15 protein-coding genes and 1 pseudogene are annotated in these 15062 nt (G+C 58.6%); 10 read left to right on the plus strand and 6 right to left on the minus strand.

Annotation, left to right across the window (positions count from 1 at the left end; genetic code table 11):
* Window positions 1-138 precede the first annotated feature (138 nt).
* From hutU to hutI, 4 genes are read right to left on the minus strand one after another with little or no spacing between them, the layout of a single operon-like run.
* The gene (gene hutU / locus ACR0FB_RS04425; RefSeq protein WP_171723807.1) at window positions 139-1821 is read right to left on the minus strand and encodes a urocanate hydratase; all 1683 of its coding nucleotides are present in this window, start codon (window positions 1819-1821) and stop codon (window positions 139-141) included.
* Entirely contained in the window at window positions 1818-2612 is a 795-nt protein-coding gene (hutG, locus tag ACR0FB_RS04430) for an N-formylglutamate deformylase (protein WP_171636190.1), read from the minus strand. Before hutG ends, hutU begins: the two co-directional genes overlap by 4 nt.
* Entirely contained in the window at window positions 2609-4147 is a 1539-nt protein-coding gene (hutH, locus tag ACR0FB_RS04435) for a histidine ammonia-lyase (protein WP_171723809.1), read from the minus strand. The genes hutG and hutH overlap by 4 nt, the downstream gene beginning before the upstream one ends.
* Entirely contained in the window at window positions 4144-5355 is a 1212-nt protein-coding gene (gene hutI, locus ACR0FB_RS04440) for an imidazolonepropionase (RefSeq protein ID WP_480620213.1), read from the minus strand. Before hutI ends, hutH begins: the two co-directional genes overlap by 4 nt.
* 82 nt (window positions 5356-5437) lie before the next feature.
* On the opposite strand from hutI, the gene ACR0FB_RS04445 reads away from it, so the two are divergent.
* The gene (locus tag ACR0FB_RS04445) at window positions 5438-6799 is read left to right on the plus strand and encodes a formimidoylglutamate deiminase (protein ID WP_480620215.1); all 1362 of its coding nucleotides are present in this window, start codon (window positions 5438-5440) and stop codon (window positions 6797-6799) included.
* A 77-nt stretch (window positions 6800-6876) separates the two neighbouring features.
* The gene (locus ACR0FB_RS04450) at window positions 6877-7578 is read left to right on the plus strand and encodes a GntR family transcriptional regulator (protein WP_480620217.1); all 702 of its coding nucleotides are present in this window, start codon (window positions 6877-6879) and stop codon (window positions 7576-7578) included.
* A 186-nt stretch (window positions 7579-7764) separates the two neighbouring features.
* Here ACR0FB_RS04450 and ACR0FB_RS04455 read toward each other — a convergent pair.
* Window positions 7765-8127 (minus strand): annotated as a pseudogene (locus ACR0FB_RS04455) (LysR substrate-binding domain-containing protein); the annotation flags it as partial.
* A gap of 211 nt (window positions 8128-8338) precedes the next feature.
* Here ACR0FB_RS04455 and ACR0FB_RS04460 point away from each other — a divergent pair.
* From ACR0FB_RS04460 to ACR0FB_RS04470, 3 genes are read left to right on the plus strand one after another with little or no spacing between them, the layout of a single operon-like run.
* Entirely contained in the window at window positions 8339-8686 is a 348-nt protein-coding gene (locus ACR0FB_RS04460; RefSeq protein WP_210092946.1) for a CHRD domain-containing protein, read from the plus strand.
* Window positions 8683-8823: a hypothetical protein gene (locus ACR0FB_RS04465; RefSeq protein WP_480488244.1), complete on the plus strand. Its 141-nt coding sequence runs from the start codon at window positions 8683-8685 to the stop codon at window positions 8821-8823. Before ACR0FB_RS04460 ends, ACR0FB_RS04465 begins: the two co-directional genes overlap by 4 nt.
* Before the next feature lie 48 nt (window positions 8824-8871).
* Window positions 8872-9192 (plus strand): beta-barrel domain-containing protein, encoded by a 321-nt coding sequence (locus ACR0FB_RS04470; protein ID WP_480489141.1) that lies wholly within the window; start codon window positions 8872-8874, stop codon window positions 9190-9192.
* Window positions 9193-9298: 106 nt separating this feature from the next.
* Here ACR0FB_RS04470 and ACR0FB_RS04475 read toward each other — a convergent pair whose 3' ends face one another.
* A complete protein-coding gene (locus ACR0FB_RS04475) occupies window positions 9299-9916 on the minus strand; it encodes a TetR/AcrR family transcriptional regulator (protein WP_171169500.1) in 618 nt (205 codons plus the stop codon).
* Window positions 9917-10062: 146 nt separating this feature from the next.
* On the opposite strand from ACR0FB_RS04475, the gene ACR0FB_RS04480 reads away from it, so the two are divergent.
* From ACR0FB_RS04480 to mtnA, 5 genes are all read left to right on the plus strand, one after another.
* Complete coding sequence (locus ACR0FB_RS04480) at window positions 10063-10992, plus strand: AEC family transporter (protein WP_480620219.1); 930 nt, start codon at window positions 10063-10065, stop codon at window positions 10990-10992.
* Between the two features lie 103 nt (window positions 10993-11095).
* Window positions 11096-11929, plus strand: coding sequence for an S-formylglutathione hydrolase (fghA, locus tag ACR0FB_RS04485; protein ID WP_171723817.1), 834 nt, complete (start codon window positions 11096-11098; stop codon window positions 11927-11929).
* A 3-nt stretch (window positions 11930-11932) separates the two neighbouring features.
* Window positions 11933-13390, plus strand: coding sequence for a Si-specific NAD(P)(+) transhydrogenase (gene sthA, locus ACR0FB_RS04490; RefSeq protein ID WP_480488249.1), 1458 nt, complete (start codon window positions 11933-11935; stop codon window positions 13388-13390).
* A complete protein-coding gene (locus ACR0FB_RS04495) occupies window positions 13387-13842 on the plus strand; it encodes a YaiI/YqxD family protein (RefSeq protein WP_171119171.1) in 456 nt (151 codons plus the stop codon). The genes sthA and ACR0FB_RS04495 overlap by 4 nt, the downstream gene beginning before the upstream one ends.
* A gap of 121 nt (window positions 13843-13963) precedes the next feature.
* A complete protein-coding gene (gene mtnA / locus ACR0FB_RS04500) occupies window positions 13964-15058 on the plus strand; it encodes an S-methyl-5-thioribose-1-phosphate isomerase (protein WP_480488251.1) in 1095 nt (364 codons plus the stop codon).
* Window positions 15059-15062: the final 4 nt, after the last annotated feature.

Below are 15062 nucleotides of genomic sequence, written 5' to 3' on the forward strand. Positions count from 1 at the left end.
CGAGCCACCTTTGTCAGTTGTCGTTAGCCTGGCGGGCTGCTTAACGGCTTAGCCCTAGCGGAAACATCCCCGGTTCGAAACCGGAAAATGAGACGTTAGCGCTAAGCCATGCAGACAAATTCAAAGATGAATGGCAAATCAGCCCAGAATCCCCGGCAGTCGCAGCCCGTGCTCACGTGCGCATGCCTTGGCATCCTCATAACCCGCATCTGCGTGACGCCAGACGCCAGAAGCCGGATCGTTCCACAGAACCCGTTCGAGGCGTTTAGCCGCTGCATCGGTGCCGTCGGCACAAATCACGACGCCCGCATGTTGGCTGAAACCCATGCCAACGCCGCCTCCGTGGTGCAGCGAGACCCATGTCGCGCCCGATGCGGTATTGACCAGCGCGTTCAGCAGCGGCCAATCCGACACCGCGTCCGAGCCGTCCTTCATCGCCTCGGTTTCGCGGTTCGGCGACGCGACCGAGCCGCTGTCGAGGTGGTCACGACCGATGACGACCGGCGCCTTCAACTCTCCGGTTTTGACCATCTCGTTAAATGCCAGCCCAGCCTTGTGGCGGTCACCCAGTCCGATCCAGCAGATGCGCGCGGGAAGGCCCTGAAAGGCGATGCGCTCCTGCGCCATGTCGAGCCAGTTGTGCAGATGGGTGTTTTCGGGGAACAGTTCCTTCATCTTTGCATCAGTTTTGTAGATATCCTCGGGATCACCCGACAGCGCGCACCAGCGGAACGGGCCAATGCCGCGGCAAAACAACGGGCGGATATAGGCGGGCACGAAACCGGGAAAGGCAAAGGCGTTCTCCAAGCCTTCGTCCTGCGCCACCTGCCGGATGTTGTTACCATAATCCAGGGTTGGCACACCCGCGTTCCAGAAATCGACCATGGCGGCCACGTGTTGCTTCATCGACGCGCGCGCTGCCTTTTCCACGGCCTTGGGGTCGCTTTCCCTCTTGTCTTTCCACTGCGCCATGCTCCAGCCCAATGGCAGATAACCGTTGACCGGATCATGGGCGCTGGTCTGGTCTGTCACGATATCGGGGCGCATCCCACCCGCCTGCATCCGCCGGTAGATCTCGGGGAAAATCTCGGCCGCATTGCCCAGCAATCCGACCGATTTCGCCTCGCCCGCCCTGGTCCAGCGGTCGATCATTTCCAGCGCTTCGTCCAGCGTCTCGGCCTTTTCGTCGAGATACTTGGTGCGCAGGCGGAAATCGATGCTGTCTGGATTGCACTCGACGGCCAGGCAACACGCCCCCGCAAAGACCGCCGCCAGGGGTTGCGCGCCACCCATGCCGCCCAGACCGCCAGTCAGAATCCACTTGCCGGTCAGGTCCCCGTCATAGTGTTGGCGTCCCGCCTCGGCGAAGGTTTCGTAGGTGCCCTGAACGATGCCTTGCGTCCCGATATAGATCCACGAACCGGCCGTCATCTGGCCGTACATCATCAGGCCCTTCTTATCGAGCTCGTTGAAGTGGTCCCAGTTGGCCCAATGCGGCACAAGGTTCGAGTTCGCGATCAGCACCCGAGGTGCATCGGCATGCGTCCGAACGATGGCGACCGGTTTGCCGGATTGCACCACCAGCGTTTCATCTTCCTCCAGATCCTTGAGGCTGGCAACGATGGTATCAAAATCTTTCCACGTCCGCGCGGCACGGCCGATCCCGCCATAGACAACCAGCTCATGCGGGTTCTCGGCCACATCCGGATGCAGATTGTTCATCAGCATCCGCATCGGGGCTTCGGTCATCCAGCTTTTGGCGTTCAGTTCGGGCCCTGTCGGGGGAAAGATGTCACGGGTATTTTTACGAGGATCGGTCATCGGGCAAGCTCCAATGCAGTGTCATGGATAGCGTCAAGAATGTCTTTGAGCCACCGGCGCAGGCGGTCGGCTTTGTCGGTGTCAAAAGCCCAGGGCGGCGCTTCAGTTTTCAGGTAGGTCGACTGAGCCAGCTCCATCTGGATCGCGTGAACCCCTTCGGAGGGGCGGCCATAATAGCGCGTTGTCCATCCGCCCTTGAACCGCCCATTCAGAACAGCCGTATAGGGCGAGGACGTCGCGAATTCATGCGCTATGGCTTCGATTTCCGGCGCGCAGGTCGCCCCATTGTTCGTGCCGATGCTCATATCGGGCAGAGTACCTTCGAACAGAAAAGGAATATGGCTGCGGATCGAGTGGCAATCATACAGCACCGCAACCCCATGGGCCGCCTTCACGCGTTCCAGCTCGGCCTTCAGGGCGGCATGATACGGTGCATGAAAAGCTTCCCGTCGTTCGAGGATATCCTTTTCGGAAGGCGGGATGTCCCAGATGCCTTGGCCGTCAAAATCCGTCAGCGGCACAAGAGAGGTCGTGTTCTGGCCGGGATAAAGCGACACGCCCGACGGATCCCGGTTGGCGTCGATCACATATCGGTGGAAGGTCGCCCGAACCGTGGTCGCACCGGGCAGAAGTCCTTCATACAAGGTATGAACATGCCAATCCGTATCCGCCAGAGCCTTGCCCCGCGCATTCAGCTTGGCCTCGATCGTGGCCGGCACATGGGTGCCGGTATGCGGCAGACCCAGCACGATCGGACTGTCACCGCGCGAAATCTCGACCGGGCCGCTCATGCGCCAAGTTCCGGCATGGCGATGCCCGTGCCACGGGCAATCTCGCCACTGGCAATCAGGGCCGAGGCTGCTTCGATCTCGGGTGCCATATAGCGATCGTCACCCAAGGCCGGCACCACGGCACGCAGCCGTGCCATCACGGCCTGCAACGTTTCGCTCGTAGGCAGCGGCGCGCGGAACTCGACCCCTTGTGTGGCACACAGCAGTTCGACCCCCAGAATGCGTTCCAGATTGGCAACCATCTGCCCCAATCGCCGCGCGCCATGGGCCGCCATCGAAACGTGATCTTCCTGATTGGCCGATGTGGGCGTCGAGTCCGTCACGCATGGATTGGCCAGATGCTTGTTTTCGCTCATCAGTGCGGCGGTCGTCACCTCAGCGATCATATAGCCCGAATTCAGGCCCGGATTGGGCGTCAGAAAAGGCGGCAGATCAAAGCTGAGTGCCGGATCGACGATCAACGCAATGCGGCGTTGCGCAATTGCCCCGATCTCGGCCACGGCGAGCGCAATCATGTCTGCGGCAAACCCAACGGGTTCGGCGTGAAAATTCCCGCCCGAAACGATCAGGCCGGTTTCCGAAAGAACCAGAGGATTGTCCGTCGCCGCGTTGGCCTCGATTTCCAGCGTTGTTGCAGCCTGCCTCAGCACATCCATCGCGGCCCCCACCACCTGAGGCTGGCAGCGGATACAATACGGGTCCTGAACCCGGGTATCGCCAACTCGATGGCTTTCACGAATGACCGACCCGGCCAGCAGCGCCCGCATGGTCACGCCGGCCTCGATCTGCCCGCGATGCCCGCGCAACGTGTGAATTTCCGGTTGCAACGGGGCGGTCGAACCCATGATCGCATCCGTCGTCAGCGCCGAGGTAACCAACGCGCTTTGCGCCGCCTGCCACGCGCCAAACAGCCCGGACAGCGCAAAGGCCGTCGAAAACTGGGTGCCATTGATCAGCGCCAGCCCTTCTTTAGGGCCCAGTTCGATCGGGTGCAGACCCGCTTTGGACAGCGCAGCGTCACCGGGCATCACATCGCCACTGAATTCGGCCTCACCAGCGCCCATCATGACGGCAGCCATGTGGGACAAGGGCGCAAGATCACCCGAAGCTCCAACTGAACCCTGCGCCGGGATCACCGGGGTCACACCTTGTGACAACATCCCTTCCAGCAGGGTGATCACTTCTGGCCGAACCCCCGACGCTCCGCGCCCCAGGCTCAGCAATTTCAGAACCATCATCAATCTGGCAAGGGCGCGCGGGATCGCAGGGCCAACACCGCAGCAATGGCTGAGGATCAGGTTGCGCTGCAAGGTTGCCGTGTCCTCGGCCGCGATTTTGACGCTGGCCAGTTTCCCGAACCCTGTGTTCACGCCATATACGGCGGCCTCTCCCGTCGCCGCATCGGCGATGCGCTTGTGCGCTTCTTCGACGGCCGGGCGGCAGGCTGGGTCCAACCGAACAGCGCACTCTTCGCGAAGGACCAGTTCCAGTTGCGACAGGGTAACGGTGCCCGGGGTAAGGGTGAGGGTCGTCAAAATATACCTCCGAATATGCGGGTATGAAGAGGGTTGAAGCCGATGCGATAGGCCAATTCCGCGGGGTGTTCGACATTCCAAACCGCCAGATCAGCGCGCCGCCCGACTGAGATCTGACCGCAATCAGCCAACCCGAGAGCACGGGCCGCGTGAACCGTCACGCCTTGCAGAGCCTCTTCTGGCGTCATGCGAAACAGGGTGCATCCCATGTTCATCGCCAGCAACAGCGAAGTCATCGGCGCCGAACCGGGATTGCAATCCGTGGCAAGCGCCATGGGCACAGCATGCCGGCGCAACAGGTCAATCGGTGGCGCCTGTGTTTCGCGCAAGGTGTAGAAGGCCCCCGGCAGAATAACACCGACGGTACCGGCCTGCGCCATGTCCAGAACACCTGCTTCGTCAAGATATTCTATATGATCTGCCGAAAGCGCGCCGTATCCGGCAGCCAGTTTTGCGCCGCCCAAATTCGACAATTGTTCGGCGTGGATCTTGATCGGCAGGCCAAGCGCTGTCGCGGCATCAAAAAGCGGGATCAACTCTTCCGGTTGAAAGGCGATGCCTTCGCAGAAGGCATCGACCGCATCGACCAATCCCTCGGCATGAGCGGCGCGAAGCGTGGGAATGCAGACCTGATGAATGTAGTCCGACGCCCTGCCCTCATAGTTCTGAGGCACCGCATGAGCACCCAAAAAGCTGGTCAGAACACGGACGGGGCGATGATCGGGCAACGCCCGAGCCGCGCGCAACATGTTCAATTCAGTCTTGTCATCCAACCCGTAGCCGGACTTTACTTCGATGACCGATGCCCCTTCGGCCAGCATCGCATCCACACGCGGCAATGCTTGTGCGACCAACTCCTCCACTCCGGCTGCGCGCGTGGCTTTGACCGTCGAGATGATCCCGCCCCCGGCGCGCGCGACCTCTTCATAGCTCGCGCTGTTCAGGCGCATTTCGAACTCTGCGGCGCGATGGCCACCGTGAACCACATGGGTGTGGCAATCGATCAAGGCGGGCGTAACCAGGCGCCCACCCATTCGAGCCCTTGGCTGGTCGGCGAAACGTGACGGAAGATCCACAACAGGGCCGACCCATGCGATGCGCCCGTCCTGCAACACGATCGCGGCATCCGGGACCAAACCGTATGGCGCGCCGCCTTCGGTCATAGTTGCGGCATCAAGATCCGTCAAAACCTGCGTTTGCGTCTGCATGTGACTCGCACCCTCCGTGCATTTCCTACTTTTCTAGTACATTTCTATCATTTATATGTCTATGCATAAAATGAGGTGAAAAATGGCTATCTTCGCTAATCGCGCATTACTGAGCACCGGTTGGGCTATGAACCTGCGGGTAGAAATCAGGCAAGGGCTGATGGTGTCGCTGCAACAGGGCGCGACGGCGCAAGAAGGCGATACTTGCGTCGACACTTTGCTGCCCGCATTGGCCAATCTGCACAGCCACGCATTTCAGCGCGCGATGGCGGGTATGACCGAATATCGAAAGGCCGGTCGCGACAGTTTCTGGACGTGGCGGGAACTGATGTATCGTTTCACTGCGCACCTTACGCCTGAACAGGTGCAGGCGATTGCCGCTCTGGTCTATATGGAGATGCAGGAAGCCGGCTATGCCTCGGTTGGTGAATTCCATTATCTGCATCACCAGCCAGACGGCACACCTTATGACAATCTCGCAGAGCTGTCCCAGCGAATCATGGCTGCGTCGGCCGAGACGGGAATCGGACTGACGCATCTGCCTGTACTTTATTCTTACGCAGGGGTCGGCGAGCAACCGATGGAAGCGGGACAGCAACGATTTGGCAATGATGTGGACCGCTATCTGGCGTTGGTCGAACAGGCGCAGGCGGCACTGGGCGATCTGCCGGATGACTGTCAGATAGGCATTGCCCCGCATTCCTTGCGCGCGACATCACCGCAAGATCTTGCCCGGGTTCTGGACGCAAAAAAGACGGGACCTGTCCATATTCACATCGCGGAACAACCCATGGAAGTTGAACAGGTTCACGAGGGTCTGGGCGCCCGCCCGGTGGAATGGCTGCTGAACAATGCAACGGTAAACCATCGCTGGTGCCTCATCCACGCCACTCACATGACGGAAAAGGAAACCCGCGATATGGCCGCAACGGGCGCGGTCGCGGGGCTTTGCCCGATCACCGAGGCCAATTTGGGGGATGGCCCCTTCAATGGAGCCGTCTTTCTTGAAGCCGGTGGTCGTTTCGGGGTCGGGTCGGATTCAAACGTGTTGGTTTCGATGACAGAGGAACTGCGTACGCTGGAATATTCCCAACGCCTGCGAGATCTGTCGCGCAATGTCCTGGTCGAAGGGGAGGGTTCGGTTGGACAGACACTGTATTGCAATGCGGCTTTGGGTGGTGCGCAGGCCCTGCGGCGCACGGCGGGGCAGATCGCAGAAGGGATGCTGGCGGATCTTGTTGCTATTGACAGTCAGGATCCCGCGCTTTGTGCCCTGCGTCCTGAACAGTTGCTCGACGGGTTGGTCTTTGCCGCGAAGGACCACGTAGTGACCGATTTGTGGTCGGCTGGCCGCCATCAGGTACGCCGGGGCCGCCATATTGCTCGGAATCGGATTGTATCTGACTATCGACAGGCCATGGCTGATCTCATGCCGAGACTTTGAGCTTGCTGCGCCTTTACGGGCCGACAAAAATGGCCTCATAATAACAATATGTTTGTACGTAATTGGATGAACACCACGTGACCGATCAAAAACCTCTCGGCTTTCAGGACATTCGGGACGAAGTCGTGAACCGCATTCAAACCCGTGTCTGGCCACAGGGCAGCCTGTTGCCCACCGAGATGGAACTGGCAGCCGAATTCGGTGTTGCACGGGCGACGGTCAATCGGGCGCTGCGGGAACTTGCCGAACAGGGAATTGTCACCCGCAAACGCAAGGGTGGCACGCGTGTTGTGACCACACCGGTAAAGCAGGCGAAATTGCCGATTTCTGTCGTTCGACAGGCCATCGAAGAAATGAACGCCGAATACCGCTATGCTCTGGTAAGCCGAACACTAATCGATTGCCCCGCGTGGTTGCAGGCAAAGCTGAGCATCCCGGAAGGTGCGCAGGTCGTCCATCTGCAATGCATGCACCACGCCGACAACCGTCCGTTTCAGTTCGAGGAACGCTGGATCAACGTCAGCACCGTGCCTCAGGTTCTCGACGAAGATTTCCTGACCACCGGGCCGAATGAATGGCTGCTGTCTGAGGTGCCATTTTCAAACGCTGAAATTGCCTTCTCGGCCGTCCCGGCAACAGGGCATTTGCAGGAGTTTCTGGCCGTACCGCCCGGCACACCGTTGTTTCAGTTGGAACGCACGACATGGTTTCGCAGCGATCCTGTTACTTTCGTGCGCATGACCTTCCATCAGGGATACCAGATGCGCACCACGTATTGAGGCCAGAGCACCGAACAGGTTTTGACATAGGAGCAAAAACCTTATCACTTCGATCCCACCTTCCTGACTGTAGTGGCAGTCACCTTTGCCCGCGCAGGTTCCGAGGCGGCCGAGTTTTGGCTCTCGTTGTTCAGCGGCCAAGACAGAGACAATTGTGCAATCGTCGGAATGGCAAATATGGCGGCAGGTCGTCTCGAACCTCAGCGCCGTCAGGTCGAAACGCTTGCTGATACGGCTTGATCCATCTTGTTTGGGAAGCCTCCCCTCAAGTTCGTATCCAAAACCGTGTGGAAGCCGGATGAAATCATACGGCGGAGCATCCTCTGGGGTAGTGGATGACAAGGAGCAAAGCGCGTGCCCTTTTCGAAGGGCCAGAAACAATGGTTCAGACCAGATTGAAGTGAAATCCAAAGCGGCGCTGCTGTTGATCTTCGCCGCAAGCGCCTTGTCCAGCAAGTGATCATCGACCATACGCAACATGTTTTCAGGCAGATCCTCGACCAGCGTGACCCGCATCCACGGAAACAGCGGGCTGAAGGGTTCAGAGATACCCGGTCAGATAAGGGGCCTAAGTCGGAGTCATTCCGACAGTCAAAGGAACTACTTCGGGGTCGCGGAACTCGGTCGCGGTGTCACGGATTTTCCGCGCATCGTTCAGAAGGCGCCCAGCCTGTTCAACGACACGGGCACCGTACAGTGTCGGGGCACATCGTTGTTGAGGCGCAGGAACAGATCGGTTCCCAATTCCTGTTTAAGTTTTTTGATCTGGTTGGCCAAGGGTGACATTCGCACCGTCACCCTGAGCGGCAGCCTGAACGCAGAGCAAGAGCCCGGGCCGGCCTTGGACAGCAAGGTCACCGGCCACGCGACCGTAGTCATCACCCGGAATTCGGCGACCGGAGAAATCTCGTATTCCAGCGAACTGAGCGTTGTCGGTCGGAACGAAGCTGACCTGAACACACCCATCCCCGGCGCGGTTTCGGCCATCCATCTGCACAATGTGCCGGTCGGCCGAAACGGCCCGGTTGTACAGGAATCGCTGGCGGAGGCAGGCGCCACGCTGAACGTGAACGCATCAGGGGGCTCGGTGTCATCGGTCAGGACGTGATCTCGAACCAGGTCGAAACCGATGGACTGTTTTCAACTAAGTACGTCATTGACTCGGCTGATGGCGACGTGATTGTCGGCAGCGATCTGACCAATGCGCTGAACGGCGCGGTCGGCGTTGATCCGCAGAACGGTTAAGGCGGCGACGACATCCTTACCGGTTGCAATTCGGCGATTTCGGGCCGGATTAGACTTGGTGACGTCAACAAGCTGAAAATCGGTCAGGCCACACGGATTCGTTTGTCGGCTTTTGCGCAGGCCGATGTGTCCGAGGCCCGAGGTTCAATCTTTAATATCTCAGCCGACGCATTGGAGGACGAACGCACTGGCGAGTGCAATTTCAAGACCCGGGTCAAACTGAACGATCGGCAATCCGACGAAGTGGCGGCTTTGGACTTGGTCCCCGGCATGCCCGCAGACCTGTTCGTCAACACAAGTGAACGCGCAGTGATTGCATATCTGGCACTCCCTGTCAGCGAGCGTCTGGCCAGAACTTTCTTCGAGTAAAGGGTTTTAAAAGACTTGCAGCTTTAAACTGTTGTGTATCGAGTGTTTTGGTGAGTGAGCGATGGTCTGCGCCCCTGTTCCGGGCGCGGGCCATCACTTTTGTGGATCAGACCCCGTAACGGGCAAGAAACATGTCAACGGCCTGAGCAGCGACCTGATCTATTTCTTCCTGGGTGAACGTGTTCTGAATGCCAAAAGCCGCCCGGGTCCAGATCCGCACTTTGCACAGTTCGGAAAACTGCTCGGCAGCGATATGTACATCATCAATGGCCAATTCACCCTTGGCCACGGCTTTTTCCAGATACTCGGCCATCTGTCGCTGGCCGTTTTGCGGCCCTGCCTCGTAAAACGCACGGCCAAGCTCGGGAAACCGGTCGCGCTCGGCAACGCAGATCCTGAAAACCTGCTGCGCGAAATCCGACACAAGGAAGGCCGTCAATTGCGTCGCCGTGATCTGAAGCACTTCGCGGGCGGGTTTGGTTTCGTCGATCATCGAGATGACCCGCTCGGCCATCAGGCAGCATTCTGTCTGGGCCACTTCCATGAACAAAAGGCGCTTGTCTGGGAAATAGCTGTACAGCGTTGCTTTTGACACGCCCGCCGCGCGGGCAATGTCATCCACACTTGCCCCTTCAAACCCATCCGCCATGAAAACCTCTCTAGCCCCGCGCAGAACCTGGTCGAATTTACGGCCGGTGCGCAGGATGGTGGCGGTCTGGGTCATGTCTTCTCCTCGATCGATAGCTGCGCCAGTTTATAAACCGCTCGGTTTAGATACAACGATTCTCAAATATTCCAGCGAAGCGGAGGTTGCATTTGCTTTGATGTCGGGTACTTGCAGCGCGTTCAAACCGTGCTAGGACTGGGCCCATGGTCGAAATCTTTCTGCGCACCCTTCCGTTTTTCGCGATTATCGGCCTGGGCTTTTGGGCGGGGCGCACGCGTTTTTTCACGGCTGAAGCAACGGCATATCTGACCAAGTTCGTCTTTTTCTTTGCGCTGTCGGCGATGCTGTTTCGCTTTGCCGCCACCCTTCCGTTTGCCGAGATTTTCAATGCCCGGCTCATCCTTGGATATCTGCTGGGAACCATGACCGTTTACGTTCTGGCGTCGGCCATCGCCTGGCTGCGCAAGCTCGACATTCCGACCGCTGCGGTCGAGGCTCAGTGCGCGGCCATCGGCAATGTCGGGTTCCTCGGGCTGCCCATGCTTTCCCTTTTGTTCTCCGAGGCTGCGATCGGGCCCGTGATGCTGGTTCTGACCGTCGATCTGGTCGTGTTCTCTTCCCTTATCGTGATCCTGATCAATGGCGGCCGTGACGGCAAACTGACCCCGACCACCTTCAAGTTGATCGGAATGGGTTTGGTCCGCAATCCCATGATCGTATCCATCTCGGCCGGTCTCATCTGGTCCTCGCTGCAATTGCCTGTTCCTGAACCTCTTGGCGATTTTCTGATCATTCTCGGTGGTGCAGCGACTCCGGGTGCATTGTTCGCCATTGGCGCGTCATTGGCAGACAAGTCGGCTGAACGTGTCCAGATCGCGGCATGGTTGAGCTTCTGCAAACTGGCGATCCATCCGGCCTGCGTTGCGGTCGCTCTGTTATGGCTGATACCGATTGATACTTTTCCCGCAACTGTTGCCATCTCTGCCGCTGCTTTGCCCGTTGCGGGCAATGTTTACATGCTGGCCGCGCATTACGGCATTGCCCCGCATCGCGCGTCGGCGGCAATCCTTCTATCCACAATCGTCAGTATTCTCACCGTGCCGATGGTGATCGCCTGGGCGGGCACATTCTGACCTTCACCTTCTCGAAAAATACTCTCAACGAAGGCGCACAGACTTTACGCCGGGTCCGCGGATCGTTAGCCATGTTGCGACTCGAAAACAAGGACGGTGCCTGATGGAAACCCTTTCGGAAAATGCCTGTTTTGGCGGTGTGCAGGGCGTGTACCGCCACGCCTCTTCGTCGTGCAAGTGTGACATGACTTTTGGCCTGTTTCTTCCAGCCGAGGCCAAGGACGGGCCGGTCCCGGTTCTTTGGTATTTGTCGGGATTGACCTGCACCCATGAAAACGCGATGACCAAGGCCGGGGCTCAGGCGTGGGCCGCGGAACAAGGGATCGCCGTGGTGTTTCCGGATACCTCGCCGCGTGGTGACGGCGTCGCAGATCATGAAGATTATGATCTGGGTCAGGGCGCAGGGTTCTATGTGAACGCGACACAGGAACCCTGGGCGCCGCATTTCCGGATGTGGGACTATGTCGCCGAAGAGCTGCCCGCCCTGCTGTTCGAAAACTTCGCCATCGACAGCGAACGCCAGGCCATAACGGGCCATTCCATGGGGGGGCACGGCGCCCTGACGCTTGCCATGAACCTGCCCGGACGCTTCCGTTCGGTGTCAGCCTTTGCGCCGATCTCGAACCCGACCGGAGCGGATTGGGGACGCAAACAGCTGAGCGCCTACCTTGGTGACGACGAAACGCTTTGGGCAAAACACGATGCGTCCTTGTTGATGAAGAAAACCGGTTTTGACGGTCCGATCCTGATCGACACAGGTGCAAACGATCAATTCATGGACCTTTTGCGCCCCGAAGCGTTGGCGCAAGCCATCGCCGAACGCCGCCAGCAAGCGACGTATCGCTTCCAGCCGGGTTACGATCATTCGTACTTCTTTGTGTCCACGTTTATGGAAGATCACGTCATCTTCCATGCCGAGGCACTGTACGGAGACTGAGGGATGAGCAATTACGATTATGACCTGATCATCATAGGGTCGGGGCCTTCTGGGCGTTCTGCGGCGATTCAGGCAGGCAAACTGAAACGGCGTGTGCTGGTCATCGACCGCAAAGACCGTTTTGGTGGCGTCTCTGTCCACACCGGCACGATTCCGTCCAAGACCCTGCGCGAAACGGTTCTGAACCTGTCGGGCTGGCGCGAGCGCAGCTTTTACGGGCGTTCATACCGGGTAAAGGATCAGATCCGGGCAGAAGACTTGAAAGCCCGCCTGCATATGACCCTCGACCATGAAGTCGACGTGTTGGAACATCAGTTCAACAGGAACCATGTCGAAACCCTGGACGGTCTGGCCAGATTTGCCGGGCCGCACGAAGTAGAGGTCGCAACCGATGCCGGGGAAACAACGCGTGTGACGGCCGCGAAGTTCCTGATTGCGACAGGCACGAAAACCTATCGCCCGGATTATGTCCCGTTCAACGGCAAGACGGTGGTGGATGGTGACGAATTTCTGGAAATGGCAGAGATTCCGCGCTCGCTGGTCGTTATCGGTGCCGGGGTCATTGGCGTGGAATATGCCACGATGTTTTCAGCCCTGGACGTGCGTGTGACGCTGATTGAACCCCGCGACACGTTTCTGGATTTCATCGACAGCCGGTTGATCCACGACTTTACCCATCAGATCCGGGAAAACGGTGTCGACCTGCGTTTGGGCTCGGCTGTCGAGAAGATTGAAGACGCCGGTGAACATGTGGAAGTGACCCTTGAAAACGGTCGCCACGTTCGCGCTGAAATGCTTCTGTTTGCGGCCGGACGCATGGGGGCGACGTCCAAACTCAATCTGGATGCCGTCGGGCTGGAGACGGACCACCGCAACCGGATCAAGGTAGACCGCAAGACATATCAAACGGCGGTACCGCATATCTATGCCACGGGCGATGTGATCGGACATCCGTCGCTGGCATCAACCTCTTTGCAGCAGGGGCGCGTGGCTGCCTGTCACGCCCTTGAAACGCCCACGCTGCCGGAAAGCCCGTGGTACCCCTATGGCATCTATTCAGTGCCCGAAATATCAACCTGCGGAATGTCGGAAGAAGAATTGCAGGAGCGCAACATCCCCTACGAGGTCGGTGTCGCGCGATTCCGCGAGACGTCACGCGGGCATATCATGGGGCTGGAACACGGCATGTTGAAAATGCTGTTCTCGCTCAAGACCCGCAGGGTGCTGGGTGTCCAGATCGTTGGTGAAGGCGCGACGGAGTTGATCCATATTGCGCAGGCCGTGCTGAACCTGAAAGGTACGGTGGACTACTTCGTTCAGAACACGTTCAACTACCCGACTCTTGCCGAAGCGTATAAAATCGCGGGCCTGGATGCGTTCAACCGCATGCCCATACCCGAGGAATTCAAGGTCAAAAAGAAACCGGTGGAGCCGGCAAAGAAAGAGGCAAAGAAGGCGTGACGACGCTGTATGTCGATGGCGATGCCTGTCCTGTAAAAGCCGAGGCCGAACGGGTCGCGACGCGGCACAAGGTGCCGATGGCGCTGGTGTCCAATGGCGGGCTTCGTCCATCGGCCAACCCGCTGGTGCAGGTCATTGTCGTTTCCGAAGGCGCGGATGAGGCCGACAAATGGATTGCCGAACGCTGTGGAGAAGGGGATGTCGTCATAACGTCCGACATCCCTTTGGCCGCAAAATGCGTCGAAGCAGGCGCACGCGTGCTGCGCCCCAATGGTGAAACCTTCACCGCGGCAAATATTGGCCAACAACTGGCAATGCGTGACTTGATGGCCGATCTGCGCGCGGCCAATCCGTTGGGAACCGGCGGCGGTGGGCGACCCTTCGGTAAAGCCGACCGCTCGCGGTTTCTGGACGCCTTGGAACGGGAAATACGTGCCGCCAGAAAGGGATGATCATTCCTTTTGCTTGATCAAATACTGACCCGAATTCCGAAACGCCCGTTTACAAGTACCTCATTAGAACGCACCCTGTGCTTGAATTCCGATCAGGCTTTTCGAATACGGAGACTGCGTTATGAAAGTACAAGGCACCCATTATCGGTCTATTTGGTGGGACAAACCGGCAGGCGTGGTTCGGATCATCGACCAAAGGTGGTTGCCGCATGATTTTCGGGTCGTAACCCTGAAAACGCTTGATGAATTTGCAGCTGCGATACGGGATATGTGGGTCAGGGGCGCACCTTTGATAGGCGCGACCGCTGCGTTTGGAATTGCCGAGCAGATGTCTCGGGACAGCTCAGAAGCCTCGTTTGACGCCGCGTATGACGTTTTACATGCAACCCGACCCACGGCAATCAACCTGCGCTGGGCATTGGACAGATGCCGAGAAGCGCTGATGCCGCTTGCTCCGGGTGACCGCGCCGAGCGCGCCTGGTCGCTGGCGCAGGAGATTGCAGACGAAGATGTCGAGATCAACGCCGCAATCGGCCGGCACGGGTTGGAACTGATCAAGGATATCGCGGCCCGAAAACCCGCCGGTGAGCCGGTTCGGTTGCTGACGCATTGCAATGCGGGATGGCTGGCGACTGTGGATTGGGGCACGGCCACAAGCCCGATGTATCACGCACATGACGCGGGCATCCCCTTGCACGTCTGGGTGGATGAAACCAGACCGCGCAACCAGGGCGCACTGACATCCTGGGAATTGGGCGAACATGGCATTCCCCACCGCTACATCGTGGATAATGCCGGCGGTCATTTGATGCAGCACGGCGTGGTTGATTTGGTGATTACGGGCACGGACCGAACCACGGCCCAAGGTGATGTTTGCAACAAGATCGGGACCTATCTGAAGGCTTTGGCTGCGCGGGACAACGGTGTGCCATTTTATGTCGCCCTTCCCTCTCCTACGATTGACTGGACCGTTCGCGACGGTGTGGCCGAAATCCCGATCGAAGAACGTGATTCCAGGGAAGTCTCCCATGTCATGGGGGTTGATGGGCAGGGGAACATCTCGGATGTACGCGTGACGCCAGACGGCACGGAAGGTGGCAATCCTGCCTTTGATGTCACCCCAAACCGGCTGGTGACAGGGCTTATCACCGAGCGCGGCGTCAGCGAGGCGTCTGCTGACGGGCTTGCCCGGTTGTTTCCCGAACGGGCTGGTTAACACT

The organism is Ruegeria sp. P10 (assembly GCF_056534925.1).